This window comes from Escherichia sp. E4385, from assembly GCF_963883145.1.
GTDB lineage: Bacteria > Pseudomonadota > Gammaproteobacteria > Enterobacterales > Enterobacteriaceae > Escherichia.
On sequence record NZ_CAWOOJ010000009.1, the window covers coordinates 103,530 to 128,463 of the forward strand.

At 49.3% G+C, this 24,934-nt stretch carries 22 protein-coding genes and 1 pseudogene; 12 read left to right on the forward strand and 11 right to left on the reverse strand.

Features of this window, described 5'->3' with window-relative positions:
- The first annotated feature begins 99 nt into the window (after positions 1-99).
- The 7 genes from AACS80_RS08525 (at position 100) to AACS80_RS08555 (ending at position 7,627) form a co-directional block, all read left to right on the forward strand.
- The gene (locus tag AACS80_RS08525; protein WP_130210319.1) at positions 100-849 is read left to right on the forward strand and encodes a FadR/GntR family transcriptional regulator; all 750 of its coding nucleotides are present in this window, start codon (positions 100-102) and stop codon (positions 847-849) included.
- A 376-nt stretch (positions 850-1,225) separates the two neighbouring features.
- Positions 1,226-2,698 (forward strand): mannitol dehydrogenase family protein, encoded by a 1,473-nt coding sequence (locus tag AACS80_RS08530; protein ID WP_138183747.1) that lies wholly within the window; start codon positions 1,226-1,228, stop codon positions 2,696-2,698.
- Positions 2,695-3,711, forward strand: a complete 1,017-nt coding sequence (locus AACS80_RS08535) for a zinc-binding alcohol dehydrogenase family protein (RefSeq protein WP_130210323.1) — start codon at positions 2,695-2,697, stop codon at positions 3,709-3,711. The genes AACS80_RS08530 and AACS80_RS08535 overlap by 4 nt, the downstream gene beginning before the upstream one ends.
- Positions 3,712-3,721: 10 nt before the next feature.
- Positions 3,722-4,732 (forward strand): Ldh family oxidoreductase, encoded by a 1,011-nt coding sequence (locus AACS80_RS08540; RefSeq protein ID WP_130210325.1) that lies wholly within the window; start codon positions 3,722-3,724, stop codon positions 4,730-4,732.
- A 72-nt stretch (positions 4,733-4,804) separates the two neighbouring features.
- The gene (locus AACS80_RS08545) at positions 4,805-5,788 is read left to right on the forward strand and encodes a TRAP transporter substrate-binding protein (RefSeq protein ID WP_135410460.1); all 984 of its coding nucleotides are present in this window, start codon (positions 4,805-4,807) and stop codon (positions 5,786-5,788) included.
- 41 nt (positions 5,789-5,829) lie between these two features.
- Positions 5,830-6,312 carry a TRAP transporter small permease gene (locus tag AACS80_RS08550; protein WP_130210329.1) on the forward strand — a complete coding sequence of 161 codons (483 nt, stop codon included), beginning with the start codon at positions 5,830-5,832 and terminating at the stop codon, positions 6,310-6,312.
- Positions 6,313-6,322: 10 nt separating this feature from the next.
- Positions 6,323-7,627, forward strand: a complete 1,305-nt coding sequence (locus AACS80_RS08555; protein ID WP_130210331.1) for a TRAP transporter large permease — start codon at positions 6,323-6,325, stop codon at positions 7,625-7,627.
- Between the two features lie 91 nt (positions 7,628-7,718).
- Here the strand turns inward: AACS80_RS08555 and ftsP are convergent, their stop codons facing one another.
- The 6 genes and pseudogenes from ftsP to ygiW all read right to left on the reverse strand — a co-directional run bounded on the left by ftsP (position 7,719) and on the right by ygiW (position 14,491).
- Positions 7,719-9,131 carry a cell division protein FtsP gene (gene ftsP / locus AACS80_RS08560; protein ID WP_130210333.1) on the reverse strand — a complete coding sequence of 471 codons (1,413 nt, stop codon included), beginning with the start codon at positions 9,129-9,131 and terminating at the stop codon, positions 7,719-7,721.
- Between the two features lie 72 nt (positions 9,132-9,203).
- Entirely contained in the window at positions 9,204-9,941 is a 738-nt protein-coding gene (gene plsC / locus AACS80_RS08565) for a 1-acylglycerol-3-phosphate O-acyltransferase (RefSeq protein WP_000965725.1), read from the reverse strand.
- Between the two features lie 234 nt (positions 9,942-10,175).
- Complete coding sequence (gene parC / locus AACS80_RS08570; RefSeq protein ID WP_130261289.1) at positions 10,176-12,425, reverse strand: DNA topoisomerase IV subunit A; 2,250 nt, start codon at positions 12,423-12,425, stop codon at positions 10,176-10,178.
- A 137-nt stretch (positions 12,426-12,562) separates the two neighbouring features.
- A pseudogene (locus AACS80_RS08575) lies at positions 12,563-13,537 on the reverse strand (ABC transporter substrate-binding protein); the annotation flags it as partial.
- Between the two features lie 27 nt (positions 13,538-13,564).
- A complete protein-coding gene (locus AACS80_RS08580; RefSeq protein ID WP_135410461.1) occupies positions 13,565-14,047 on the reverse strand; it encodes an AraC family transcriptional regulator in 483 nt (160 codons plus the stop codon).
- Between the two features lie 51 nt (positions 14,048-14,098).
- On the reverse strand, positions 14,099-14,491 hold the full coding sequence (gene ygiW, locus AACS80_RS08585; RefSeq protein WP_096251400.1) for an OB fold stress tolerance protein YgiW: 393 nt from the start codon (positions 14,489-14,491) through the stop codon (positions 14,099-14,101).
- A 151-nt stretch (positions 14,492-14,642) separates the two neighbouring features.
- Between ygiW and qseB the strand changes: the two genes are divergently transcribed.
- From qseB to AACS80_RS08605, 4 genes are all read left to right on the forward strand, one after another.
- Complete coding sequence (qseB, locus tag AACS80_RS08590) at positions 14,643-15,302, forward strand: quorum sensing response regulator transcription factor QseB (protein ID WP_130261290.1); 660 nt, start codon at positions 14,643-14,645, stop codon at positions 15,300-15,302.
- Positions 15,299-16,648, forward strand: a complete 1,350-nt coding sequence (gene qseC, locus AACS80_RS08595; RefSeq protein WP_135410463.1) for a quorum sensing histidine kinase QseC — start codon at positions 15,299-15,301, stop codon at positions 16,646-16,648. Before qseB ends, qseC begins: the two co-directional genes overlap by 4 nt.
- A gap of 109 nt (positions 16,649-16,757) precedes the next feature.
- Complete coding sequence (mdaB, locus tag AACS80_RS08600; RefSeq protein ID WP_000065441.1) at positions 16,758-17,339, forward strand: NADPH:quinone oxidoreductase MdaB; 582 nt, start codon at positions 16,758-16,760, stop codon at positions 17,337-17,339.
- A 30-nt stretch (positions 17,340-17,369) separates the two neighbouring features.
- Complete coding sequence (locus AACS80_RS08605) at positions 17,370-17,684, forward strand: putative quinol monooxygenase (protein WP_000633737.1); 315 nt, start codon at positions 17,370-17,372, stop codon at positions 17,682-17,684.
- Positions 17,685-17,728: 44 nt separating this feature from the next.
- Here the strand turns inward: AACS80_RS08605 and AACS80_RS08610 are convergent, their stop codons facing one another.
- Genes AACS80_RS08610 through AACS80_RS08630 form a run of 5 tightly spaced genes read right to left on the reverse strand, consistent with a single transcriptional unit; the run spans position 17,729 to position 22,406 of the window.
- Complete coding sequence (locus tag AACS80_RS08610; protein ID WP_135410464.1) at positions 17,729-18,616, reverse strand: MurR/RpiR family transcriptional regulator; 888 nt, start codon at positions 18,614-18,616, stop codon at positions 17,729-17,731.
- Complete coding sequence (locus AACS80_RS08615) at positions 18,613-19,560, reverse strand: iron-siderophore ABC transporter substrate-binding protein (protein WP_130261294.1); 948 nt, start codon at positions 19,558-19,560, stop codon at positions 18,613-18,615. The genes AACS80_RS08610 and AACS80_RS08615 overlap by 4 nt, the downstream gene beginning before the upstream one ends.
- 10 nt (positions 19,561-19,570) lie before the next feature.
- A complete protein-coding gene (locus AACS80_RS08620) occupies positions 19,571-20,608 on the reverse strand; it encodes a FecCD family ABC transporter permease (protein WP_135410525.1) in 1,038 nt (345 codons plus the stop codon).
- An 8-nt stretch (positions 20,609-20,616) separates the two neighbouring features.
- Positions 20,617-21,600, reverse strand: coding sequence for a FecCD family ABC transporter permease (locus tag AACS80_RS08625; protein ID WP_135410465.1), 984 nt, complete (start codon positions 21,598-21,600; stop codon positions 20,617-20,619).
- Positions 21,597-22,406: an ABC transporter ATP-binding protein gene (locus tag AACS80_RS08630; RefSeq protein ID WP_135410466.1), complete on the reverse strand. Its 810-nt coding sequence runs from the start codon at positions 22,404-22,406 to the stop codon at positions 21,597-21,599. The genes AACS80_RS08625 and AACS80_RS08630 overlap by 4 nt, the downstream gene beginning before the upstream one ends.
- Positions 22,407-22,779: 373 nt before the next feature.
- Here AACS80_RS08630 and AACS80_RS08635 point away from each other — a divergent pair, with 373 nt between their 5' ends.
- Complete coding sequence (locus tag AACS80_RS08635; protein ID WP_135410467.1) at positions 22,780-24,921, forward strand: TonB-dependent siderophore receptor; 2,142 nt, start codon at positions 22,780-22,782, stop codon at positions 24,919-24,921.
- The last annotated feature ends 13 nt before the right edge of the window (positions 24,922-24,934 follow it).

Consider the following 24,934-nt stretch of genomic DNA (forward strand, 5'->3'; position numbering starts at 1 on the left):
TATCGTGGCAACTGCCGCTACTATTTATGCCGATCAGCAACGTTCAGGTCATGTTGCACGACGATCGGCTATCCGAGGACACCCACAGTAAGGCAAGGTATGGAACAGGTTATTACAAAGCGCCGCTATTACGATATTGGTCTACAAATTGAAGAGTTGCTGTATTCAGGCGTATTCAAAGCCGGAGAGCGCTTACCTTCAGAACGTGAACTGAGCGAGCGGTTTAATACCAGCCGGACTACCATTCGTGAAGCCATCATTATGCTGGAACTCAAAGGCGTACTGAATGTGAAGCAAGGGTCAGGGATCTTCTTTGTCGATTCCACCGATAAGCTCAATCAGAAATCATTAATGCCTTATTCAGAAATTGGCCCGTTCGAACTGTTGCAGGCACGCCAGGTGATCGAGAGCAATATTACCGGTTTTGCAGCCAGCCAGATCAGCTTTAACGAATTACAAGAATTAAAGAAAATCATTAGCTTGCAGGAAAAGGCGATCGCAGCGGAAAGTGATAAATTTGAAGAGCTGGATCACCGATTTCATAGCCTTATTGCCGAAGCAACGCAAAATCGTGTGCTGATCAAACAAGCCGCCGAATTATGGCGGGCAGTGCGCACAGAAAACCCCCGCTGGAAGAAGCTGAACTACAAGTATTTGCACGAAAAGCCTTTGCGTCTGCAATGGCTGGAAGATCACCGGGCTATTGTCCTTGCGCTGCAACAGAAAGATTCAGAGCTTGCCAGAGAAGCGTCCTGGAACCATCTGGAAAACAGCAAAAATGAACTGATCAAAATCTTCAAACAAGACGCTTCCATTAGCGACTTTGATGACTTTTTCTTCGCTCGTTAACCTTCATTTATCCAGAGCTGACGTGAAAAATGACGCTGGCTCTGCATCCCCCCTCATCTGGTACACTCTATCTTGTTAATTGGTCTAATAAATTATCAACGGACTGATGATAAAGCGCGCTTTGCTCGTGCCGAATGCAGTGTGAATACCTAATCTGGCATAAAAAATTAAAATTAAATACGTTACACAATCATCGCCAGCCTGATCAGCGTAGCGCATCAGGCAGTTTTACGTTTGTCATCCATCTCAAATCACTTCCTCTTGTTCTGTTCCGTACTTTTACCTTTCTCTGCAAGCGTGATGCATCTCTCTGTTTTTGGTCTAATGAATTATGTAAATTGGTCTACACACACCAACTACCAGGAGTAAGCACATAATGTCAGGGAACGAGAGCATCACTGTCGCCCACCATGATCAGGTCACCACCTGGCCTCGAGACGGGTTACAGGCTGATATTGTCCACATTGGTTTTGGCGCTTTTCATCGCGGACACCAGGCTGTCTATACTGATCTTACTAATCAGCTTTCGAACACCTGCTGGGGGATCTTTGAGATCAACCTGTTTGGTGATGCTCAACTGATCGAAAACTTAAATGCGCAAAATGGGCTGTTTTCGGTGGTGGAAACGTCTGCATCGCAATCTACCTCACGCCTTGTACGCTCGGTGACTGGCGGTATCCATACCCCCGTGGACGGTATTGCCGCAGCAATCCAGAAATTGACTGAACCTCAGGTAAAAATCGTTTCATTAACCATCACCGAGAAAGGCTATTGCCTCGATTCGCAAACGCGATCACTTGATCTCACCAATGGATTAATCAAACACGATCTACAAAACCCGGATGCGCCTCAGTCGGCTATTGGCTTGATCGTCTGTGCTTTGCAACAACGTAAAGCAGCCGGACTTGCCGCTTTTAGTGTGCTCTCCTGCGATAACTTGCCAGACAATGGGCATCTGACGCGAAATGCCGTTCTCGGTTTTGCCCGACAACTGGACCTGCCCCTGGCTCAGTGGATCGAAGAAAATGTCTCATTTCCAGGCACGATGGTCGACCGCATTGTTCCGGCAATGACCGAATCGCAATTCGCCTTACTGGAAACTAAAACTGGTTATGCCGATCCCTGCGGGATTGTCTGCGAATCATTTCGCCAGTGGGTGATCGAAGATAATTTTGTGCATGGGCGACCGGAATGGGATAAAGCAGGCGCGATGTTTGTCAGCAATGTTCAGCCTTATGAAGAGATGAAGTTACGCATGTTAAACGGTAGCCATTCATTTCTGGCTTATAACGGCTCACTGGCAGGCTATGAATTTATCTGGCAATGCATGGAAGACGCTAATTTTCGTTCCATTACCCGCCATCTGATGATCAATGAACAAGCCCGAACACTTAATCCTGATTTAAATATCGACGTCCAGGAATACGCCGACCTGTTAATTGAACGCTTTAGCAACCGTAATGTTGCACACCGTACGGGGCAAATCGCTATGGATGGTTCGCAAAAGCTTCCCCAGCGTGCGCTAACTCCCTGGCTTAAATTGCATCAGCAAAAGCAAAACAATGCTGTTCTGTCACTGCTCGTTGCTGGTTGGTTGCATTATGTCATTGAAGCTGTTGAGAAAAGCCAGTCTGTCGCTGATCCAATGAGTGAACAATTTCATGCGCTAATAAAGGAACAACAAGACGCATGGCAACAGGCGCTCGCATTACTACACCTTAGCGCCATATTTGGTGAATTAAGTAATCATCAGCCCTTTATAAATGAAATAAAAATTGCCTTTGCAAATATAAAAAACAAGGGCATCAAGGCCACTATCAGCCAATTATTATCGGACGAGCAGAAATGAAAACATTAATTTGCCAGCAGCCTGGTGTTATGGAGTATGTGGAAAAAGATATTCCCGTGCCAGCAGATAACGAAGTGCTATTAAAAATTAAAGCCGTGGGTATCTGTGGTACGGATATTCACGCATTTGCCGGCAGACAGCCTTTTTTTAGCTACCCACGTGTATTAGGTCATGAAATATGCGCCGAAGCAGTTTCACAAGGCAGTCAGTGTCAAACGGCACAATCAGGCCAGCGCTATTCCGTTATCCCATGCATTCCGTGTGGCGAGTGCGCCGCCTGTCGGGAAGAGAAAACGAACTGCTGTGAACGTGTTTCGCTGTATGGCGTGCATCAGGATGGGGGTTTTAGTGAGTACCTTGCGGTACGTGAAGACAACCTTGTGCCGCTCCCTGACGAGGTCAGCGACAGCGCCGGCGCATTGGTTGAATGCTTCGCCATTGGTGCACATGCCGTTCGTCGGGCTGAGATCAAGGCTGCACAAAACGTACTGGTGATTGGCGCCGGGCCAATCGGTCTGGCAACGGCAGCCATCGCCAGGGCTAAAGGGGCGCAGGTTGTTGTTGCTGATATTGATAGTCAACGTCGCCAGCACGTTGTGGATAATCTTGCTATTAATGCCTTCGATCCCACACAGGAAGGTTTTATTGCCGCGCTTAGTGAAGTGTTTGGCGGCGAACTGGCTTGCGTCGTACTTGATGCTACGGGAAATAAAGCCTCGATGAGTCAGGATGTCAATCTTATTCGTCATGGCGGCAAAATTGTTTTCATCGGTTTGTATATCGGTGAACTCGTTATTGACGATCCGACTTTCCATAAAAAAGAGACAACGTTACTCAGTAGTCGCAATGCCACACGGGAAGATTTCACGTTAGTTATTGAACTGATGCGCAGCAATAAAATTCACGAAAACTTAATGAAAAACCAGGAATTTAATTTCTTTAATGTTGGCGAAAATTACCAACGTAACGTTGTAGAAAATAAAAATATGGTCAAGGGTGTGATCACTTTTTAAGGGAACAAAGATGACAACTGTTTATGTCGGTGAAGCAAATTTAAAATCACTGGTACACCACAAATTATATACTGCCGGGCTGGATACTAACACCGCACAACAAGTTACGGATGTTTTAGTACATGCCGATATTACCGGTGTGCATTCTCACGGTGTTATGCGTGTCGAACATTATTGCACTCGCCTTGCTGCCGGAGGGTTAAATAAAACCGCGCAATTTAGTATTGAGCAAATATCACCGTCAGTGGCCATTCTCGACTCTGATGACGGGATGGGGCATTCAGCATTAATTAGCGCCACAGAGCACGCCATCAAACTGGCACAGGAAGAAGGTCTTGGGTTTGTTAGCGTTAAAAACGCCTCTCACTGTGGCGCGTTGTCTTATTTTGCAGAGATGGTCACCAACCAAGGATTGATTGCTATCGTAATGACGCAAACCGATACCTGCGTAGCGCCTCATGGCGGTGCCGGGCGCTTTTTGGGAACTAACCCCATCGCCTTTGGCTTTCCGGTGGAAAACAGCCATCCGATGATTGTTGATATGGCGACCAGTGCCACGGCTTTCGGCAAAATACTTCATGCAAAGGAAACCGGAAAACATATTGGTGAAGGACTGGCGATAGATAAAGACGGTAATGGCACCACTGATCCGCATAAAATTGAAAACCTGTTACCTTTCGGTCAGCACAAAGGTTCAGGCATTGCGCTGGCTATAGATGCACTGACTGGCGTGCTGATGAATGCGAATTTTGGTAACCATATTGTTCGCATGTATGGCGATTATGACAAGATGCGTAAGCTGGCAAGTTTGGTTATTGCCATCGATCCGAAAAAGCTCGGCAATCCTGTTTTTGCTGAAACTATGGCGCAAATGGTCACGGAACTTCATGCCGTTAAACCGGTTCCCGGCGTTGAAAAAGTATTAGCACCGAACGATCCACAAATGCACTATAAAGAAAAATGTCAGCAGGAAGGTATTCCCGTTCCGGCAGGGATTTTCCATTATCTGACAGAGAATTAATAATCTCTTTTTATTCTAACGATAGAAAAGCGCTGTATTTATCGTTTCTGTTATATTAACCAGGAGCAGGATATGAAAGCACTTCGTCCTCTGACGGCATCGCTTATGCTGTTGACCAGTTGTTTATTAATTTCCAATACCACACTGGCAAAAACAACATTAAAACTCAGTCATAATCAGGATAAAAGCCATGCTGTCCATAAAGCATTAAGCTATTTAGCTGATAAAACCAAAGAATATTCTAATGGTGAACTAGTTATTCGTATTTACCCAAATGCGACATTGGGTAACGAGCGCGAATCACTGGAACTAATGAACTCTGGCGCATTGCAGATGGTGAAAGTGAATGCTGCGTCACTGGAATCTTTCGCCCCGGATTACAGTCTTTTCAGTCTGCCTTTCTTATTCCGCGACCGTGAGCATTATTATCGCGTTCTGCAAAGCGATTTAGGTAAACAAATACTCAAGTCATCAGAAAGCAAAGGTTTTGTGGGTATTACGTATTATGACGGCGGTGCGAGAAGTTTTTATTCCAATAAACCGATTACAAAACCTGAAGATTTAGCAGGAATGAAAATTAGGGTTCAACAAAGCCCCAGCGCCATTGCAATGATGAAAGCACTTGGCGGTGCCGCCACACCGATGGCTCAGGGAGAACTTTACACTGCGCTCCAGCAAGGTGTTGTTGATGGCGGAGAGAACAATACCGTTGTCTATTCTGATATGCGTCACGCCGAGGTGGCAAAAGTCTATTCACGTGATGAACACACCATGGTGCCTGATGTGTTAATTATTAGCACCAATGTGTTGAATAAACTTGGCGACAAAGAGCGTACGGCATTATTAAAGGCAGCCGATGAATCAATGATGCAAATGAAAGATGTCATCTGGCCTGCCGCTGAAAAAGAAGCCTACGACAAAATGAAAGAGATGAACGCAACAGTGGTTGATGTTGATAAATCCGCTTTCAAAGAACGCGTAAAACCGCTATACGATGAATTTAAAGCGAAAGATGCACAATCGGCCAAAAACCTTGAGCAAGTAGAAAGTATGTAACCCTAATGGGCAGGTAATCCCTGCCCTTTCATGGAAGACTTATGCGCACACTCACTCATATTCTTAATAAGATCCTTGCCGGATGCTGCTGTATTATTCTCGCCATTATGGTGTTCTGCGTAACATGGCAAGTTATTGCTCGTTTTATTTTTAACGCTCCCAGCACCGTGCTTGATGAATTTACCCAGATTTTATTTATGTGGATGATTTTACTTGGCGGTGTATATACCGCTGGGTTAAAAAAACATCTGGCGATTGATTTATTGGCGCAGAAACTTCCTGCGGCATCTGTTCTGACGCTTGACAGTTTTATCCAAATTATTATTACTGTTTTTGCAGTTATTTTCATGATCTATGGAGGAAACATTGTTGTTGAAAAAGCACAACATGTTGGACAAATTTCTCCTGTATTAAAATGGCCGATGGATAAGGTCTATTGGGTTATGCCTGCCAGTGGGCTTATTCTGGTCTGGTATTCAGTGATGAATATTATTGACAACTATCGTAAACGGAATTCTCATTAACGAGGGAAGTATGGACTTTGAATATATCTACCCCGTCTTAATTTTATTTGGCAGTTTTGCCGTCATGCTGGCAATAGGTGTGCCAATTACTTTTGCTATTGGCCTTTCTTCACTGTTATCTATTATTACTGCCTTACCTCCCGATGCCGCCATTTCTGTGATTTCGCAAAAAATGACAGTGGGACTGGATGGCTTTACGTTATTAGCCATTCCCTTTTTCGTGTTAGCCGGAAACATTATGAATACCGGAGGCATCGCCCGGCGGCTGGTTAACCTGGCGCAAGCATTAGTTGGGCGTCTGCCTGGCTCACTGGCTCATTGTAATATCCTTGCAAACACGCTGTTTGGTGCTATTTCAGGTTCTGCTGTTGCGTCAGCCGCCGCGGTAGGTGGGATTATGTCACCACTGCAGGAAAAAGAGGGCTATGATCCGGCGTTCTCTGCGGCAGTGAATATTGCCTCTGCCCCCATTGGTCTGATGATCCCACCGAGCAATGTGTTGATTGTTTATTCCCTCGCCAGTGGAGGCACTTCTGTTGCAGCGTTGTTCTTAGCTGGATACTTGCCAGGCATTCTCACCGCTGCTGCTTTAATGTTTGTGGCGGCTCTTTATGCACGACGTAACCATTATCCAGTGGCAGAACGCATCAATTTTCGTCAGTTTTTGCAAATATTCCGTGAATCAATACCCAGCCTGATGCTTATTTTTATCATTATTGGCGGTATTATCGCGGGGGTATTTACGCCCACAGAAGCATCGGCAATAGCAGTAATTTATAGTTTATCCCTGGCGATGATTTACCGGGAAATCACCCTTAAGAAGCTCAATGATATTCTGTTAGATTCGGTGGTAACCAGTTCAATTGTTCTGTTACTGGTAGGCTGTTCGATGGGGATGTCATGGGCCATGACGAATGCTGATGTGCCTGAGTTAATCAACGAATTGATTACCAGCGTTTCGGATAACAAATGGGTCATTCTTCTTATCATTAATATCATTCTGTTGATCGTTGGCACCTTTATGGATATCACACCAGCGATCCTGATATTTACACCTATTTTTCTGCCGATCGCCCAACATCTGGGGATAGATCCGATTCACTTCGGCATTATTATGGTTTTCAACTTAACCATCGGTCTTTGCACACCTCCTGTCGGTACCATTCTGTTTGTTGGTTGCAGTATTGGCAAGGTCAGTATCGACAAGGTAATAAAACCATTGCTGCCGATGTTTCTGGCATTGTTTGTGGTGATGGCAATGATTTGTTATTTCCCGCAGCTCAGTCTGATGCTGCCTGGGTTATTTTCAACCTGACAAACAGACGGGCCTGAATGATTCAGGCCCGTCTGTTTACGTCTTTACTCACTGTGAGGACTGCATATCGCCAGGAGATTTAATTGGTCCATTACGGTATCGGATTGACCAACAGCTGCCCTATCGAGCCGCGATCGGCCATTTCCAGCGTCTGGCTATTAAAGTAGAACGGGAAGTGCGCCCAGGAAGGCTGACCGAAATAGACAAGCAGCTCCACTTGTCCGTCGACCCAAACGGTATCTTTCCAGCCTCTGTCTTCCGGGAACGGCATTGCGCCGTTAACGTTGCGGATCTGGAACATCACGCCTTCAATATGGAACGCTTGCGGTTCATCTGCTCGTACGGTCCAGCGCTCCCATGTTCCTTGCTGCGCGGTGACATCAATACGGTTGACGTCCCACAGCTTTCCATTGATACCCGGGTCATCACTCAGACTGATATCACGGCTGCGAATCGGCGAACCGGCCATGATTTCGGTTGGCAGCAGGCGCATCGGAAGACTGTCTGTGACCAGCGGCAGAAGACCGGTTGGGCGCAGCGTTAGCACCAGCGTGGAAACCAGAATGCTGGATGGCTCAAAGAAGCCACGAATACGATCAACAATGCTCGCCGCTTCGCCACAGGTGATAGACACTTCATCACCGTTGCTCATATCCACCAGAATCTCGCGGCGCTCGCCCGGTGCCAGCGAAAGTTGCTTCACCGACACTGGCGCAGGCAGGAATCCCTGATCGCCAGAAATCACATGTAACGGGCGACCATCGCTCATCTGTAGTTGATAGCGACGAGAGTTCGACGCGTTCAGCAGTCGCAAGCGCACCCAACCACGCGAGACTTCAACGTACGGGCTTTGCACACCGTTGACCAATAACGTATCGCCAACAAAGCCGCCGCTTCCTGGCTCGCTGTATTCCGGCGTGCCAAAGTTATCCAGCCTTTTATCCTGGATAATGACTGGAAAATCATCCACGCCATAATGGTTAGGGATTGGCAGCGACTTGCTGACTTCATCTTCCACCAGCCACATTCCGGCAAGGCCGTTATAGACCTGCTGTGCCGTGCGGTTGGGGGTATTGGCGTGATACCACAAGGTCGCTGCGTTCTGGCGAATGGGGAGTACGGGCGCCCAGTCAGCGTTTGGCGACATCATGCGTGCCGGACCGCCCATCAGTGGGCCTGGCACCTGTAGCCCGGCCACCGTCATTGAGACATTTTCTGTCAGTCGGTTGCTGTAAATCAGCTTAACATCATCGCCCTTCCAGACGCGGATAGTCGGCCCAAGATAGCGACCATTGATACCCCAAACCGACGCGCGCGTTCCTGGCGTAAATGACCAGTGCGCACGCTGTACGGTCATAAACAGCGGTTGCCCACGGCGAGATTCAAGCAGCGGCGGAACGGGCAATGGTTGCTGTTGACCGGCTGCGCTGGCCTTCAGGGGGACAGCACCTGCACAGAGTGCAATCCCCGATGCCTGAATGAACTGACGCCGACTGAGTGACATATTTGCTCCATGTAAAACTGGCTAAAGTAATACCGTGCAGGAAAGTGTTCCCGCAAAAAACAGATTGCCGACTTAAACTTTTCCGGCGGCTTCGCGCTCTGCGACTTCTTTATCGAGCTCGGCGATTTTTTGTTCCATTATCGAACGACAATGGGCAGCCAACTCGCGAACCTGATCTTTACCATATTGACTGACATCAATTGGCGGCAGCATTTCTACGATCACTAAACCATTATTCAGTCGGTTAAGATTAATCTTATTCGAAGTCGTGGAAACACACACGGGAATAATCGGAACGCCTGCGGCAATCGCAGCATGAAATGCCCCTGTTTTAAACGGCAGCAGACCGCGACCACGGCTGCGCGTTCCTTCCGGAAACATCCAGATGGAGATACGGCGTTTTTTGAAATGATTCACCACTTCGGCGATCGTGCCGTGCGCTTTAGTGCGATTGTTTCTGTCGATCAATAAGTTACCGGTTAACCAGTACAACTGCCCAAAGAAGGGGATCCATAGCAAACTCTTTTTACCCACAGTGACTGTCGGCGGCTGCACGATGTTTGATGCCGTCACCATGTCATAGTTGTTCTGGTGGTTAGCGATATAGATAGCATTGCCGTAGCTTTCAGCATCAGCAGGTTTGCGACATTCGACCTTCAGGCCGTACAGCGGCGCAAGACGACCAAACATATGCCCGAAGGTAGCCACATGCTTCGGATTACGCGGGCTGAAAAGGCAGTAAATAGAGCCGAATACACAGACTAAGATGCTGTAAATAACGGTAATAATAAGACGAAAGATATATAGCATAACACCCTCTGAAGATCTGAGAGACTGGCATTGTACGTCACCTGAAATCAGGTTAGGGCATTGTTAAAAGCCGCTCTCTGGAAAAACGTATTGTTAATCGCAACGCATGAATAAACAACGGTTTCAAGGGAATTTTTATTGTTTATACAGACTAAATGCGGCACCGGATGACGACTTCAACGTTTCATCCGGTTCACCTTTTTGACAGGAGAAGGTACGGCCCTCTCTTGCATTTTACTCTTCGCTGTCAGCACGCCGCGGGGAGTCAATCTCGACGCGGTCGATACGCTGTAAACCACGCATCAAGGTGCCGCGACGGCCACGCTCACCGGTCACTTTCAGCAACTCTTCCGGGCGCAGTTTGATTTTGCGTTTCCCGACATGAATCGTCAGCGTACTTTGTGGAGGCAGGACATACAGATGTGCAAGACCATCCTCGCCACGAGCGGCTTCTGCCGACGGGATGTTAATGATCTTGTTGCCTTTACCCTTCGACAGTTGCGGGAGCTCACTGACCGGGAACATCAGCATACGTCCAGCCAGAGTGATCGCCAGCAACATATCGGAAGGATCCTGAATCACCACTGGCGGCATAACATGCGCGTTTTCTGGCAGAGTAATCAGTGCCTTACCTGCACGGTTACGCGCCACCAGATCGTTAAAGGTACAGACGAATCCGTAACCTGCATCGGAAGCCATCAACAGTTTCTGATCGTCGCTTTCCATTAGCATGTGATCAACGGTAGCGCCTGGCGGCAACGTTAGTTTACCGGTGAGCGGTTCGCCCTGACCACGCGCTGAGGGCAGCGTAATGGGGTCGATAGCGTAGCTGCGTCCGGTAGAGTCTACAAACACCACAGGCTGGTTACTCTTGCCTTTCACCGCAGCTTTGAAACTATCACCTGCTTTGTAGTTCAGACCTGGGGCGTCGATATCATGGCCTTTGGCACTACGCACCCAGCCCATCTGCGACAACACAATGGTAACCGGCTCAGACGGCAACATGTCGTGCTCGCTCATCGCTTTCGCTTCTTCGCGTTCCTGCAGCGGCGAACGGCGATCGTCACCATACGCTTGTGCGTCGGCCTGTAGCTCTTTCTTCAGCAGGTTATTCATTTTGCGCTCGGAAGCCAGAATGCCTTGCAACTGATCGCGCTCTTTTTCCAGCTCGTTCTGCTCACCGCGAATCTTCATCTCTTCCAGTTTGGCGAGGTGACGCAGTTTCAGTTCGAGAATCGCTTCCGCCTGAGTTTCCGTAATGCCGAAGCGCGACATCAGCGCCGGTTTCGGTTCATCTTCATTACGAATGATCTCAATCACTTCGTCGATGTTGAGAAATGCCACCAGCAAACCTTCGAGGATATGCAGGCGCTTGAGGACTTTCTCCAGACGATAGTTCAGACGGCGGCGTACGGTATCACGACGGAACACCAGCCATTCGGAGAGGATTTCCCGCAGATTTTTCACCGCAGGACGCCCATCCAGACCGATCATATTGAGGTTAATACGATAGCTCTTTTCCAGATCGGTGGTGGCGAAGAGGTGATTCATCACCTGCTCCATATCCACGCGGTTGGAACGCGGCACGATCACCAGACGGGTCGGGTTCTCGTGGTCAGATTCATCGCGCAGATCGTCAACCATCGGCAGCTTCTTGTTGCGCATTTGCGCAGCAATCTGTTCCAGTACGCGCGCGCCAGAAACCTGATGCGGTAGTGCGCTGATAACCACCGCGCCATCTTCTTTCTTCCACACCGCGCGCATACGCACAGAACCGCGACCGTTTTCGTAGATTTTGCGGATCTCCGCTCGGGAGGTAATGATTTCCGCTTCGGTCGGGTAGTCCGGCCCCTGCACGATATCCAGTAACTGGTCGAGCGTGGTATTGGGCTGCTCAATTAAGGCGATTGCCGCCTGCGCGACTTCACGCAGGTTGTGCGGCGGAATATCCGTCGCCATGCCGACGGCAATGCCAGTGGTGCCGTTAAGTAAAATATTCGGCAAGCGGGCAGGGAGCATTTTCGGCTCTTGCAACGTGCCGTCGAAGTTTGGCACCCAATCCGCCGTTCCTTGCCCCAGTTCACTTAATAAAAGCTCGGAATATTTCGACAGGCGGGATTCGGTGTAACGCATTGCTGCGAACGATTTCGGATCGTCCGGCGCCCCCCAGTTCCCCTGCCCGTCCACCAGCGGATAACGGTAAGAGAATGGCTGTGCCATCAGCACCATCGCTTCATAGCAGGCGCTGTCGCCATGCGGATGGTATTTACCCAGTACGTCACCGACAGTACGAGCCGACTTTTTAAATTTGGCGGTAGCATTCAGGCCCAGTTCTGACATCGCATACACAATGCGGCGTTGAACGGGTTTCAGACCATCACCAATAAACGGCAACGCACGGTCCATGATCACGTACATGGAGTAGTTTAAGTAGGCGTTCTCCGTAAACTCATGCAGCGCAAGGCGCTCTGCCATATCGCTCATTAATTCTGATTCCTCAACTTATTCGCCAGCCTTCAAAGGGGCAATATTGCTGGAGATACTACATTATCTGCCGCGTCGAGTCACAGGAGATCAGCGTCATTAGCGCCGCCGGACGTGCTCCGGCGGCGATAAAGGCATCAATGTGCCTTGATATACAACTCTTTGCTGTAAACATAATCCTGAGGATTATGCAGCGGGAAACCGCCAACGTAGGGTTTAAGCAGTTTGATCAGCGGTTGATAGTAGATGGGAATGAGCGGAGCCTGCTGGTTGATAATGGCCTCGGCCTGTTGATACAGCACGTTACGTTTCCCCGCATCAGTGGTTTGCGCCGCCTGATTCAATATCGCGTCATACTGCGTGTTTTTCCAGTCACCGACGTTCTCTTCACTATCGCTTTTAAGCGTGTTCAGGAAAGTGGAAGCATCATTGTACGTCGCATCCCACGACTGCCGCGACAACATGAAATCACCGCTACGCCGGGCATCAAGATACGTTTTCCACTCCATCGTGCGCAGCGTCACCTGTGCGCCAAGCCATTTTTTCCATTCGGAAGACAAGGCTATCGCCGTTTTCTCATGCAGATCGTATTTGTTGTAGAACAGTTCAAAGCGTAGCGGGTGAGAGGCGTCGTATCCCGCCTGTTTCAGCAAGGCTTTTGCCGTCGCGACGCGCTCACTCATTGGCTGTTGCAATTCATCGAACGTCGTCGCACTAAAAACTTCTATCTCTGGCGGCGTCAGCGTGGTTGCAGGCGTTCGCAGCCCGAGTACCTTTTGCGCGATTAACGGCCTGTCGACCGTCAGATATAGCGCCCGCCGGACACGCACATCGTCAAACGGCGGTTTCCGCGTGTTGAAATTGTAATATTCGCTGTTCAGACGCGGGATAATCTGCAGCTCGCCAGGCCGTGATTTTTCAATAGCGGGAATTTGCTGCGCCAGAACCCAGGTAAGATCGACCTCTCCCGCGCGATAGCGGTTATAGCCAGTGACCGAATTATCCAGGGCCAGATACTCGACCTGCTGCAAAACGGTATGCTCTGCATCGCGGTACTTAGAATTTTTGCGAGCAGTAATCTTTTCGTTAACGACCCACTTATCAAGCACAAAGACACATTTGGCTCACAAGATTCCCCATCACACCAACGGCACATAAACATCCGTTTCCAGTCGCTGCTCTGTCATCTCTTCGGCAAGATTGGTGTAGTGAAACAGGAGCGGTGCTTTACGCATTTTCTCACCACTTTCAGGAAGCCAGCGGCGAATGATGGCCCAGATGGTATGAGATATGTTATCCGGATCGCCAACATGGCGGGCAACGGCATAGCGCCCCGAAGTAAGTTCACCATTACTCACGCCATAACGATTCTCCGGAATCGGTTCGTTAACACTGCCGCAGATATCAAAGCGAAACGCATCTGGTGCGGTGGTGGCAGGATCGTCCCAGGCGACGCCAAAGGTCTGGCTTTGATTAACAGGGGAAAGCCCCGTCTCTTTGCGCCACATGATAAATTTCGCCACGCTGTAGTTGAGCAACTCAGGACTACCGCGATGCGGCAAAATCGCCACATGGGTGGATGGAAAATCGATAACACTTACTTTCAAGGTCTGGTTTTTCATTTTGCCTCCCTGCGAAATTATTCCCGGGAACGCGTCCCGGGAGCGGTAAAATTACGGGTTTACTTTGCGGATCTGTTTAACGTCAATTTCAACAGAGTTCCAGTCTTTATCCACTTCGCCCTGAATCTCAACCGTATCTTTCGGCGTTACCGTCACACCGTTCCAGCGTTTGTGGTCGATATCTACATTGATGGTGCCGCTGGCATCTTTGAACAGGTACAGATCGTCAGAGATGCGCTCAACGATATTCCCGCGCAAGGTTACCCAGGTGTCGTCACGCAGAGATTTCGCGTTTTCTACGTTAGTTACGCTGCCGTTCGGCCCCTGGAATCCTCCGGTCTGACTTTGTGTTGCCGATGGGCCAGAAAAACCACCCTGCTCTGCTGCCATTACCGGTGCGCTGCACAGGGCCATTACTGCAATTGCTGCTGCGAATTTTTTCATGTTTGTTACTCCCTTTAATGTCTGTTTCCGAGCATTAAACAAGATAGTCCTTAACAACTTCTTAAGGAAAAAAAAGAAAATTTAGGGCTGTACAGAGCACGTTACAACACGGTTTACTTGCAACAAATACAGTTATCGCAGGGATGAAAAGATGCGAATTTTACTGATAGAAGATGACATGCTGATTGGCGATGGCATCAAAACAGGTCTGAGTAAGATGGGTTTTAGCGTCGACTGGTTTACGGAAGGTCGTCAGGGAAAAGAGGCGCTCTATAGCGCACCTTACGACGCGGTAATTCTGGATTTAACCTTACCGGGAATGGATGGCCGCGATATTTTGCGCGAATGGCGAGAAAAAGGTCAACGTGAGCCGGTACTGATCCTGACCGCGCGCGACGCACTGGCGGAGCGCGTAGAAGGTTTGCGCCTGGGGGCCGACGATTATCTGTGCAAACCTTTTGCGCTGATAGAAGTCGCCGCCCGGCTGGAAGCCCTGATGCGTCGAAGCAACGGGCAAGTCAGTAATGAGTTACACCACGGCAACGTAATGCTTGACCCCGGCAAACGTATCGCCACCCTGGCAGGTGAACCCTTAACGTTAAAACCAAAAGAATTTGCCCTGCTGGAACTCCTGATGCGCAACGCCGGTCGGGTACTGCCGCGCAAACTGATTGAAGAAAAACTGTATACCTGGGACGAAGAGGTCACCAGCAATGCCGTCGAAGTGCATGTGCATCATCTGCGGCGCAAACTCGGCAGTGACTTTATTCGTACCGTTCACGGTATAGGCTACACATTAGGTGAGAAATGAAATTTACCCAACGCCTTAGTCTGCGAGTCAGGCTGACGCTGATCTTTTTGATTCTGGCCTCGGTGACCTGGCTGCTTTCCAGTTTTGTCGCCTGGAAGCAAACAACGGATAACGTCGACGAGTTGTTCGATACCCAGTTAATGCTGTTTGCCAAACGGTTAAGTACGCTCGATCTCAACGAAATCAACGCGGCAGATCGTATGGCAAGAGCGCCGAAGAAATTCAAACACGGTCATGTAGATGATGATGCGCTAACCTTTGCCATCTTTACCCACGATGGAAAAATGGTGCTCAACGATGGCGACAACGGGGAGGATATTCCCTATCACTATCAACGTGAAGGATTTACTAACGGTCAACTGGTAGATGAAGATGATCCCTGGCGTTTTGTCTGGATGACGTCGTCTGATGGTAAATACCGCATCGTTGTAGGTCAGGAATGGGAATACCGTGAAGACATGGCGCTGGCGATTGTCGCCGGGCAATTGATCCCGTGGCTCGTTGCGTTACCCATTATGTTAATCATCATGATGGTACTGCTGGGTCGTGAACTCTCGCCGCTGAACAAACTGGCGCTTGCGCTACGTTTGCGCGATCCCGACTCAGAAAAACCACTTAACACCGCAGGTGTACCCAGCGAAGTGCGTCCACTGGTCGAGTCGCTGAATCAACTGTTCGATCGTACACATGCGATGATGATCCGTGAGCGGCGCTTTACCTCTGATGCAGCTCACGAACTGCGCAGCCCATTAACGGCGCTGAAAGTGCAAACCGAAGTCGCACAGCTTTCCGATGATGATCCACAGGCACGGAAAAAAGCACTAATGCAATTACATTCGGGGATCGATCGCGCTACCCGCCTGGTTGATCAATTGCTCACCCTGTCGCGGCTGGATTCGCTGGATAATCTTCAGGACGTCACGGAGATTCCGCTTGAGGATCTCCTGCAATCGGCAGTGATGGATATCTACCACACGGCGCAGCAGGCAAAAATTGACGTGCGGCTGACGCTCAATGCCCACGGCATCAAACGCACCGGGCAACCGCTATTGCTAAGTCTACTGGTCCGAAATCTGCTGGATAACGCAGTACGTTACAGTCCACAGGGCAGCGTGGTGGACGTCACTCTGAATGCAGATAATTTCACCATAAGAGACAACGGCCCCGGTGTGACACCAGAGGCACTGGCGCGAATTGGTGAACGTTTCTACCGCCCCCCTGGACAAACCGCTACCGGCAGCGGGCTTGGGCTGTCGATTGTCCAGCGAATCGCCAAATTACATGGCATGAATGTTGTGTTTGGGAATGCGGAACAAGGTGGATTTGAGGCGAAGGTGCGCTGGTAGTGGTGATATTTTTGCAAAATTCGCAAAAGACTTTGCACATTTTGCTAATTTCACCGCACCGCTCTGTGACGTACTATAGTCGGCAAACGTCTCACCTTGAGGATAAAAAATGAGCAACATCCTGATTATCAACGGCGCGAAAAAATTCGCCCACTCCAATGGTCAACTGAACGACACCCTGACCGAAGTCGCGGATGGCACGCTGCGCGACCTCGGGCATGATGTCCGCATCGTTCGCGCCGAGAGCGACTACGATGTCAAAGCCGAAGTACAAAACTTTCTCTGGGCTGATGTGGTGATCTGGCAGATGCCAGGCTGGTGGATGGGCGCACCGTGGACGGTGAAGAAATATATCGATGATGTGTTCACCGAAGGTCACGGCACGCTGTATGCCAGCGATGGTCGTACCCGCAAAGATCCGTCGAAAAAATACGGCTCCGGCGGCCTGGTACAGGGCAAAAAATATATGCTTTCCCTGACCTGGAACGCACCAATGGAAGCCTTCACCGAAAAAGACCAATTCTTCCACGGCGTTGGCGTTGACGGCGTGTATCTGCCGTTCCATAAAGCAAACCAATTCCTGGGTATGGAACCGCTGCCGACATTTATCGCTAATGATGTGATAAAAATGCCTGATGTTCCCCGCTATACTGAAGAATATCGCAAGCATCTTGTAGAGATTTTTGGTTAACTAGGGCTCTGGCTTTAGAAGGAGTTAACCATGATTACCGTAATCGCAGAAATCCGTACTCGTCCTGGTCAACATCACCGTCAGGCGGTATTGGATCAATTTGCTAAAATCGTTCCAACCGTACTGAAGGAAGAAGGTTGCCACGGCTATGCGCCGATGGTGGATTGCGCTGCTGGCGTGAGTTTCCAGTCTATGGCGCCGGACTCTATCGTGATGATTGAGCAGTGGGAAAGTATCGCGCATCTTGAAGCGCACTTGCAGACCCCGCACATGAAAGCGTACAGCGAGGCCGTAAAAGGCGATGTGCTGGAGATGAATATCCGCATCCTGCAACCGGGGATTTAACCTTCCTGAAAAGAGGCCGGTGTTGCTACCGGCCTCAGGTCAGATTAGCCATTCTTTCTTCCCGTTTTCAAACCCCGATGGAAATCGTTAATTCGCTTAATGGTTTTAACCGCACGCTGCGGCATCGCGGAAGCCACCGACCAGACAATCATTTCCAGGCACAACAATACCGTACCATGTAGTGGCGTTTTCCCCTTTTCATCCCCGCGCGGAACATGAATCACGATACTGGCGTCTTTGCTAAAACGTGAATCCAGCGCGTTTGTCAGCAAAATAACAGGGATCCCCAGCCGTCTCGCTTCACGCAGCGTTGTCAGCCCTTCCCGGTGCGCAGATTTTTGCGCCATCATGATCAGAACATCACCTCGCTGAAGCGCGATCAATTGCTCGGCAAGGCCAATACCCGTACGGTTTAGCGCCGTGGCAGGCAAGCCTATGCGGTTGAATAGTCGTGCGGTATAGTCCGCCAGAATCCCCGAAGCGCCAATGCCAAAAATTGCGACTTGCCGTGCCTGCACCAACAACGCTACCGCTTGCGCAAGCGCGTGGCGGTTTTCAGGCTCTGACAGGACATTACAGGTATACAAATGCCCTTCAAGAACAAAGTCGATTGCGGTGTTAACATCGCTCGTCAAGTTACTCACCGTCGTAGACATCTTTTCGCTGGAACTAAGGGCTGGACCAAGCCACTGTTCCAGAGTGCGTTTCAAATCGCGCAGCCCGGCAAATCCCAGGGCCTGGATAGCCCGAATCACTGTGGCATCGGAAGTGTTCAACGTGGCCGCAATTTCCATCGCCGTTTGCTCGAGTATCACTTCACGATGCTCATTAATGTAGCTGGCGACGGCTCTTAACCCAGGCGTTAGCTGACTCGCGCGAGTGCGAAAACGCTCACCATAAATATCAACCCGCGTTTTGTCTTTCTGAATCATTTGGCCTCCGGTAGAGGTCGTCCCGCAATTTGTGATTGTATCTGCGCAGCCATCAGCCCCAGAGATGCAAAGGAGTTAGAAATCGCCTCTTCACGAGAAATCAACACATAGCGTCCTGAACGACAGGCCGTCAGAAACTGACACCACCCCGGCATGACTTTTTCCATTGCTGCCAGCTCATCCTGAGGTTTACCACCGGTGTCACCGCGCCAGGTTGCAAAAACAAAATCGGCATCCAGTTCAGGCAAACGCTCCGCGCTCACATCCATTCGCCCACCTTCAGGAATGCTCTCAATCAGCGGTGGAAAGCGAAAACCCGCATCGCGTAATACCCGCCCCAGCGAATGATAGCTATGCATCACATTAATTTTTCCCTGATTTGCCTGAATCACCGATACCGTTATTTTTTGGCTGTCCAGCGTCGCCTTCAGCGCATTGATTTGTGCCTGATAGCGGCGTTCAAGTATCGCCAGCTGCGCCTGTGTTCCTGTAAGTTCTGCCAGCTTGCGGTAGATTTCTGGCGCCCCCCCTTTGAGATGATCAATGCTCACCGTGGGCGCAATTTTTTCCAGTTGTTCAATAGGCGTATTACGGGTCGGTTCTGTGATGATCAGGTCAGGCTTTGCCGCCACAATCGCTTCAATATCAATGTCGGCTGTTCCAATGAAGGCGATCGATGAATTATCGAAGTCGACACCTGTCAGTAATGCGCCTGATCGAATGAAATGGCTACCGTCAGGCCGTGTTCGCCCGTGGCTGGCGACAGGAGGTACACCAAGCTCAATCAGAGGAATAGTGATATCAAGATCGTGTAAAGAGACAATTCTCTTTGGATGTGCGGGCACTGTGACTTTGCGCCCTAAATCATCGGTAAACACCTGAACAGGTTCTGTCGCGCGGGCAAAAAATGACAACAGTATCAGCAGAGAAAAAAATAAACGCATATAACTCCCGTTAAAAACTGTTCCTGCGCTGCCAGAGCAGTAGCAAAAAGAATGGTCCACCAATCAATGAAATAATGATTCCGGCAGGCAGTTGCAAAGGCAAAAAAGCCAAACGACCAATGCTATCCGCCAGGATAACTAACAACGCCCCCGATACGGCGCTCCCCAGCAGTAATGTCGTCTGCCCGCCACGTAGAATAAAACGTGATATATGGGGTGCTATCAATCCGACAAAACCGATGTTACCAACACACGAAACGCAGACGGCTGTCAGGATTATTGGTGCGGCTACACGTAACAACGCCAGACGAGAACTATTCCCCCCTAACCCGGTTGCAACCTGATGACCAAGCAGAGCGATATCCGCCGTCCTGGCGGTGAACAGCAATAAAAGAGCGGCTGGCAACATCCAACAGGCTGAAATACCGACTAACATCCAGTTAGCTGCATGCAGGCTTCCCGATAACCACATCAATGCAGTTTGTACATCTCGAACATCTGCAGTGGTCATAAATACACCGATACCGGCGGCGAAAAACCAGGAAACACCAATGCCAATCAGAACAAATCGCGGGCGGGAAATATCGCGCGCACAAAAAATCACGATTAAAGCCACCAACAAGCCACCAGCAAGACCAGCCACTGGACGCCAGAACATTCCCAGCATGGGAAACTGGAAAATCAGCCACAGCACCGCCACGCTACATCCTTCTTTGACGCCGATTAAACCGGGATCGGCAAGGCCGTTACGCGCAATGGATTGCATTGCGGCCCCCGCCATACCTAACATGGCCCCGCATAGCAATGCCATGATGACTCTCGGCAAGCGAATATCCTGCACAATATAACGTGCGTCTGTGCTTACGTTTTCTGGAGCAAACAACGCTCGCCCTACTTCCGATGCCGGGACGGAGAAAGAGCCATGCATCAGACCGAATATCAGTATTCCAACTGCAAACAGAAACAGCCCACCAAGCAACACCAGATTTTTAGGGCGTACCAGCGTCGAAAACTTACCAACACGTAGTGGGCGTAGCCCGACGTTCATTATCCGACTCATTTGAACATCCTCGTCGCCATAATGACAAAAACGGGCGCACCAACTAACGCCGTCATGACACCGGTCGCTAACTCATGGGGCGTGAAAAGCGTCCGGGCAATAATATCTGCCAGTAATAACAGTAAGGCACCGACACAGGCTGAAAGAGGGAGCAGAACGCGCAGATCCGCTGATACCAGACGCCGGACAATCTGCGGTACCAACAGGCCGACAAAGCCAATGGGGCCAGCAATCGATACGGCTGCGCCACAGAGCAACGCGATCGCAAGCAGGGTGAATGTTCGCGTGCGGAGTACCGAGACGCCCAGCCCCTGCGCCATGCGATCGCCCAGAGCCAGCATATTAAGAGAGGGCGCGAGGTAAAGGGCTAATACAAATCCCCCCAGAGAAAACCAGGCGGACGTACCCAGCGTCGCCCAATCCTGCCCTGCTAAATCACCAGCTAGCCATGTCCGCATCGCCAGCAAGGTTTGTTCGTCAAGAATCAGGATTGCCGCCGTTATTGAGGACACGAACGCCGATAGCGCCACGCCGCATAAAGTAACTTTCATTGGCGTTAACCCTGAACGCCCTGCGGAGGAAAGCAGCAATATCAACAGGAACAATAACGCGCCTCCCGCAGATGCCAGCAGTGGACGTCCAACCGGAAAGGCCAGTCCAAGCGCGCTGGCTGCAACGACAGCGAGGGCGGCTCCGGCATTTAAGCCTAAAATATGTGGCTCTCCCAATGGGTTACGAATGACAGCCTGCAACAAAGCACCAGCAACACCAAGAGAAGCACCGGTGAGCAATGCTGCAGCTAAACGCGGCAAACGGAGTCTTACAATTACGTTGTGATCGAAGTTTTGCGGTTCAAAATGAAGAAATGCCTGCAACACCGTTTGTGGTGCAATAAATCGGGCACCAATCCCTGGATATACCACGCATCCCACCAACAGTAAGGCGAGGAAAAAAACAGTAACCAGCCCCGTGCGCATCATACTTTTTCTACACCACGAAACGGCATGAAGAACGGTTTCCCCGTCAGAGGATTTATTGATGCGTGAACATCAACGTCAAAAACCGCTTTTACCAGCTCAGGCGTGCAATGTTCCCCCTCATTTAACACACGCACCACTTTCCCCTGGCGTAAAAATATCAACGTATCACCATAATTCACGGCAAAATTCAGATCATGCAACACCACGACGACAGTACGCCCGTGATGACGCGTTAAATCATGTAATAACTCAAGAATTTCAACCTGATAACGTAAATCAAGCCAGGTTGTGGGTTCATCCAGCAGGATATAAGGCGTCTTTTGCGCCAACACCATCGCAATCCAGCAACGCTGGCGCTGCCCACCAGAGAGTTTTTCAACAGGTAAATGTGCAAACTCCTGCGTACCGGTTAATTTCAGAGCCTCTTCTACCGCCAGCTCATCGGCGTCGCTCCATTGACGTATGAAATTTTGCCAGGGAAAACGCCCACGCGACACCAGTTCATAAACGGTTAAGCCCTCCGGCAATAATGGCGACTGCGGCAAGATCCCAAGTCTACGGGATAACGCTTTCGTTGGTTGCTCGTGAATCGCTTTACCATCCAGCAATATCGCGCCGCCCATGGGTTGCAAGATACGTGCAATGGTGCTGAGCAACGTCGACTTTCCACAGCCGTTTGCCCCAACCAGAACGGTCATTTTTTCTGTGGGAACGGAGAAAGAAACACCATCAACAATGATTTTCTTGTGATACCCGGCAGAAACATTGTCGAGGATCAGCCCCTGCCCTTTTGCGTTATGTGCCACGTGTACGCCAACTTAATCAAAGACAAACAAAAATAAAACTCATTCTCCTTTGAGAGTTTGACGCCACAAAATGTAGTAGTCAAGAAGTTAAAAGCCATACAAAAACAAGGTAAATAACAGGTGAAATATTTTTAAATATAAAAATAAAACCATTAAATATTAATAAGTTACCATCAATTTAATTGCATTAACCTCTCATAAAAACACATGTAGCAATTTTTTGTTATTTCTCATTTACTACTACATCACCGCGTGATTGAATGATTCTCAATTACATATCCGATGGCGAAATAACAAACGGATAGTGCTTAGTGAGCAACAAGAAACAATTTTCACTCGCGACAATCCGTGAGTTTTTGGGATAACAGACTAAATGGCTAAGTTCACACCTTCATTCTCAGGAATCAAAGGTCGGGCGCTCTTTTCACTGCTCTTTGCAGCACCGATGATTCATGCAACCGACACTGTAACGACCAAAGATGGCGAAACAATCACTGTTACAGCGGATGCAAATACCGCAACTGAGGCGACCGATGGTTATCAACCTCTGAGCACCTCCACGGCGACATTAACCGATATGCCGATGCTGGATATCCCGCAGGTGGTCAATACGGTTAGCGATCAGGTTCTGGAAAATCAGAATGCGACGACGCTGGATGAGGCGCTTTATAACGTCAGTAACGTGGTACAGACCAATACATTAGGCGGAACTCAGGACGCCTTTGTACGTCGTGGGTTTGGTGCTAACCGGGATGGCTCCATCATGACCAATGGTCTGCGAACCGTACTTCCTCGTAGCTTCAACGCTGCAACTGAACGTGTGGAAGTGCTAAAAGGTCCGGCCTCCACGCTGTATGGCATTCTCGATCCTGGCGGACTGATTAACGTCGTGACAAAGCGCCCGGAAAAAACATTCCATGGTACTGTCTCAGCCACTTCCTCCAGTTTTGGCGGAGGCACTGGGCAACTGGATATCACTGGCCCTATTGAAGGTACTCAGCTGGCATATCGCCTGACGGGGGAAGTGCAAGATGAAGATTACTGGCGGAATTTCGGTAAAGAGCGCAGCACATTTATTGCCCCATCACTCACCTGGTTTGGTGATAATGCAACAGTAACCATGCTCTATTCACATCGGGATTATAAAACGCCGTTCGATCGTGGAACGATTTTCGACCTTACGACGAAACAGCCCGTCAACGTTGATCGAAAAATACGTTTCGACGAACCGTTTAATATTACAGATGGTCAGTCCGATCTGGCGCAACTCAACGCAGAATATCATCTCAATAGCCAGTGGACAGCGCGCTTTGATTACAGCTACAGCCAGGATAAATACAGCGATAATCAGGCTCGTGTTACCGCGTATGATGCAACGACAGGAACGCTGACACGGCGTGTTGATGCAACTCAGGGATCTACCCAGCGTATGCATTCTACTCGTGCGGATCTGCAAGGGAATGTTGATATTGCTGGATTCTATAATGAGATTCTGGGTGGGGTGTCATATGAATATTATGATCTTCTGCGCACAGATATGATTCGCTGTAAAAACGCTAAAGATTTCAATATCTACAATCCTGTTTATGGCAATAGCAGCAAATGCACAACGGTTTCGGCGTCGGACAGCGATCAGACGATCAAACAGGAGAGCTACTCAGCTTATGTACAGGATGCGCTCTATCTGACAGATAACTGGATTGCTGTCGCCGGGCTCCGCTATCAGTATTACACGCAATATGCGGGTAAAGGCCGTCCTTTTAATGTCAATACTGACAGCCGCGATGAACAATGGACGCCCAAACTGGGGTTGGTCTACAAACTGACGCCATCGGTATCTTTATTTGCCAATTATTCGCAAACATTTATGCCGCAATCGTCAATTGCCAGCTACATCGGCGATCTTCCACCGGAATCATCTAATGCTTACGAAGTCGGGGCAAAATTCGAGCTGTTCGATGGTATAACCGCAGATATTGCGCTGTTTGATATCCATAAACGTAATGTGTTGTATACCGAAAGTATTGGTGATGAAACCATCGCCAAAACGGCGGGCCGCGTTCGTTCAAGAGGGGTAGAAGTCGACCTTGCAGGAGCATTAACAGAAAACATTAATATCATTGCCAGCTACGGCTATACCGATGCTAAGGTTCTGGAAGATCCTGATTATGCAGGAAAACCATTGCCGAATGTTCCTCGTCATACCGGTTCGCTATTCCTGACCTATGACATTCATAACATGCCTGGCAATAACACACTAACGTTTGGCGGTGGCGGACATGGCGTAAGCCGTCGTTCGGCAACCAATGGGGCTGACTATTATCTGCCAGGCTATTTTGTTGCCGATGCCTTCGCCGCATACAAAATGAAATTGCAGTATCCAGTCACTCTTCAATTAAACGTCAAAAACCTGTTTGATAAAACGTATTACACCTCTTCCATCGCCACAAATAATCTGGGTAATCAGATTGGCGATCCGCGTGAAGTACAATTCACGGTGAAAATGGAATTTTGATAAAAAAAGCCCG

What these genes read in the sequence shown, in the direction of transcription:
- AACS80_RS08545 (WP_135410460.1), top strand. Translation starts at nt 4,805, where the DNA reads ATGAAAGCACTTCGTCCTCTGACGGCATCGCTTATGCTGTTGACCAGT.
- qseB (WP_130261290.1), top strand. Translation starts at nt 14,643, where the DNA reads ATGCGAATTTTACTGATAGAAGATGACATGCTGATTGGCGATGGCATC.
- AACS80_RS08625 (WP_135410465.1), bottom strand. Translation starts at nt 21,600, where the DNA reads ATGATGCGCACGGGGCTGGTTACTGTTTTTTTCCTCGCCTTACTGTTG.
- parC (WP_130261289.1), bottom strand. Translation starts at nt 12,425, where the DNA reads ATGAGCGATATGGCAGAGCGCCTTGCGCTGCATGAGTTTACGGAGAAC.
- AACS80_RS08525 (WP_130210319.1), top strand. Translation starts at nt 100, where the DNA reads ATGGAACAGGTTATTACAAAGCGCCGCTATTACGATATTGGTCTACAA.
- AACS80_RS08530 (WP_138183747.1), top strand. Translation starts at nt 1,226, where the DNA reads ATGTCAGGGAACGAGAGCATCACTGTCGCCCACCATGATCAGGTCACC.
- AACS80_RS08550 (WP_130210329.1), top strand. Translation starts at nt 5,830, where the DNA reads ATGCGCACACTCACTCATATTCTTAATAAGATCCTTGCCGGATGCTGC.
- AACS80_RS08605 (WP_000633737.1), top strand. Translation starts at nt 17,370, where the DNA reads ATGATTACCGTAATCGCAGAAATCCGTACTCGTCCTGGTCAACATCAC.
- AACS80_RS08615 (WP_130261294.1), bottom strand. Translation starts at nt 19,560, where the DNA reads ATGCGTTTATTTTTTTCTCTGCTGATACTGTTGTCATTTTTTGCCCGC.
- AACS80_RS08535 (WP_130210323.1), top strand. Translation starts at nt 2,695, where the DNA reads ATGAAAACATTAATTTGCCAGCAGCCTGGTGTTATGGAGTATGTGGAA.
- AACS80_RS08580 (WP_135410461.1), bottom strand. Translation starts at nt 14,047, where the DNA reads ATGAAAAACCAGACCTTGAAAGTAAGTGTTATCGATTTTCCATCCACC.
- AACS80_RS08635 (WP_135410467.1), top strand. Translation starts at nt 22,780, where the DNA reads ATGGCTAAGTTCACACCTTCATTCTCAGGAATCAAAGGTCGGGCGCTC.
- AACS80_RS08610 (WP_135410464.1), bottom strand. Translation starts at nt 18,616, where the DNA reads ATGATTCAGAAAGACAAAACGCGGGTTGATATTTATGGTGAGCGTTTT.
- AACS80_RS08540 (WP_130210325.1), top strand. Translation starts at nt 3,722, where the DNA reads ATGACAACTGTTTATGTCGGTGAAGCAAATTTAAAATCACTGGTACAC.
- ftsP (WP_130210333.1), bottom strand. Translation starts at nt 9,131, where the DNA reads ATGTCACTCAGTCGGCGTCAGTTCATTCAGGCATCGGGGATTGCACTC.
- qseC (WP_135410463.1), top strand. Translation starts at nt 15,299, where the DNA reads ATGAAATTTACCCAACGCCTTAGTCTGCGAGTCAGGCTGACGCTGATC.
- AACS80_RS08555 (WP_130210331.1), top strand. Translation starts at nt 6,323, where the DNA reads ATGGACTTTGAATATATCTACCCCGTCTTAATTTTATTTGGCAGTTTT.
- AACS80_RS08620 (WP_135410525.1), bottom strand. Translation starts at nt 20,608, where the DNA reads ATGAACGTCGGGCTACGCCCACTACGTGTTGGTAAGTTTTCGACGCTG.
- plsC (WP_000965725.1), bottom strand. Translation starts at nt 9,941, where the DNA reads ATGCTATATATCTTTCGTCTTATTATTACCGTTATTTACAGCATCTTA.
- ygiW (WP_096251400.1), bottom strand. Translation starts at nt 14,491, where the DNA reads ATGAAAAAATTCGCAGCAGCAATTGCAGTAATGGCCCTGTGCAGCGCA.
- mdaB (WP_000065441.1), top strand. Translation starts at nt 16,758, where the DNA reads ATGAGCAACATCCTGATTATCAACGGCGCGAAAAAATTCGCCCACTCC.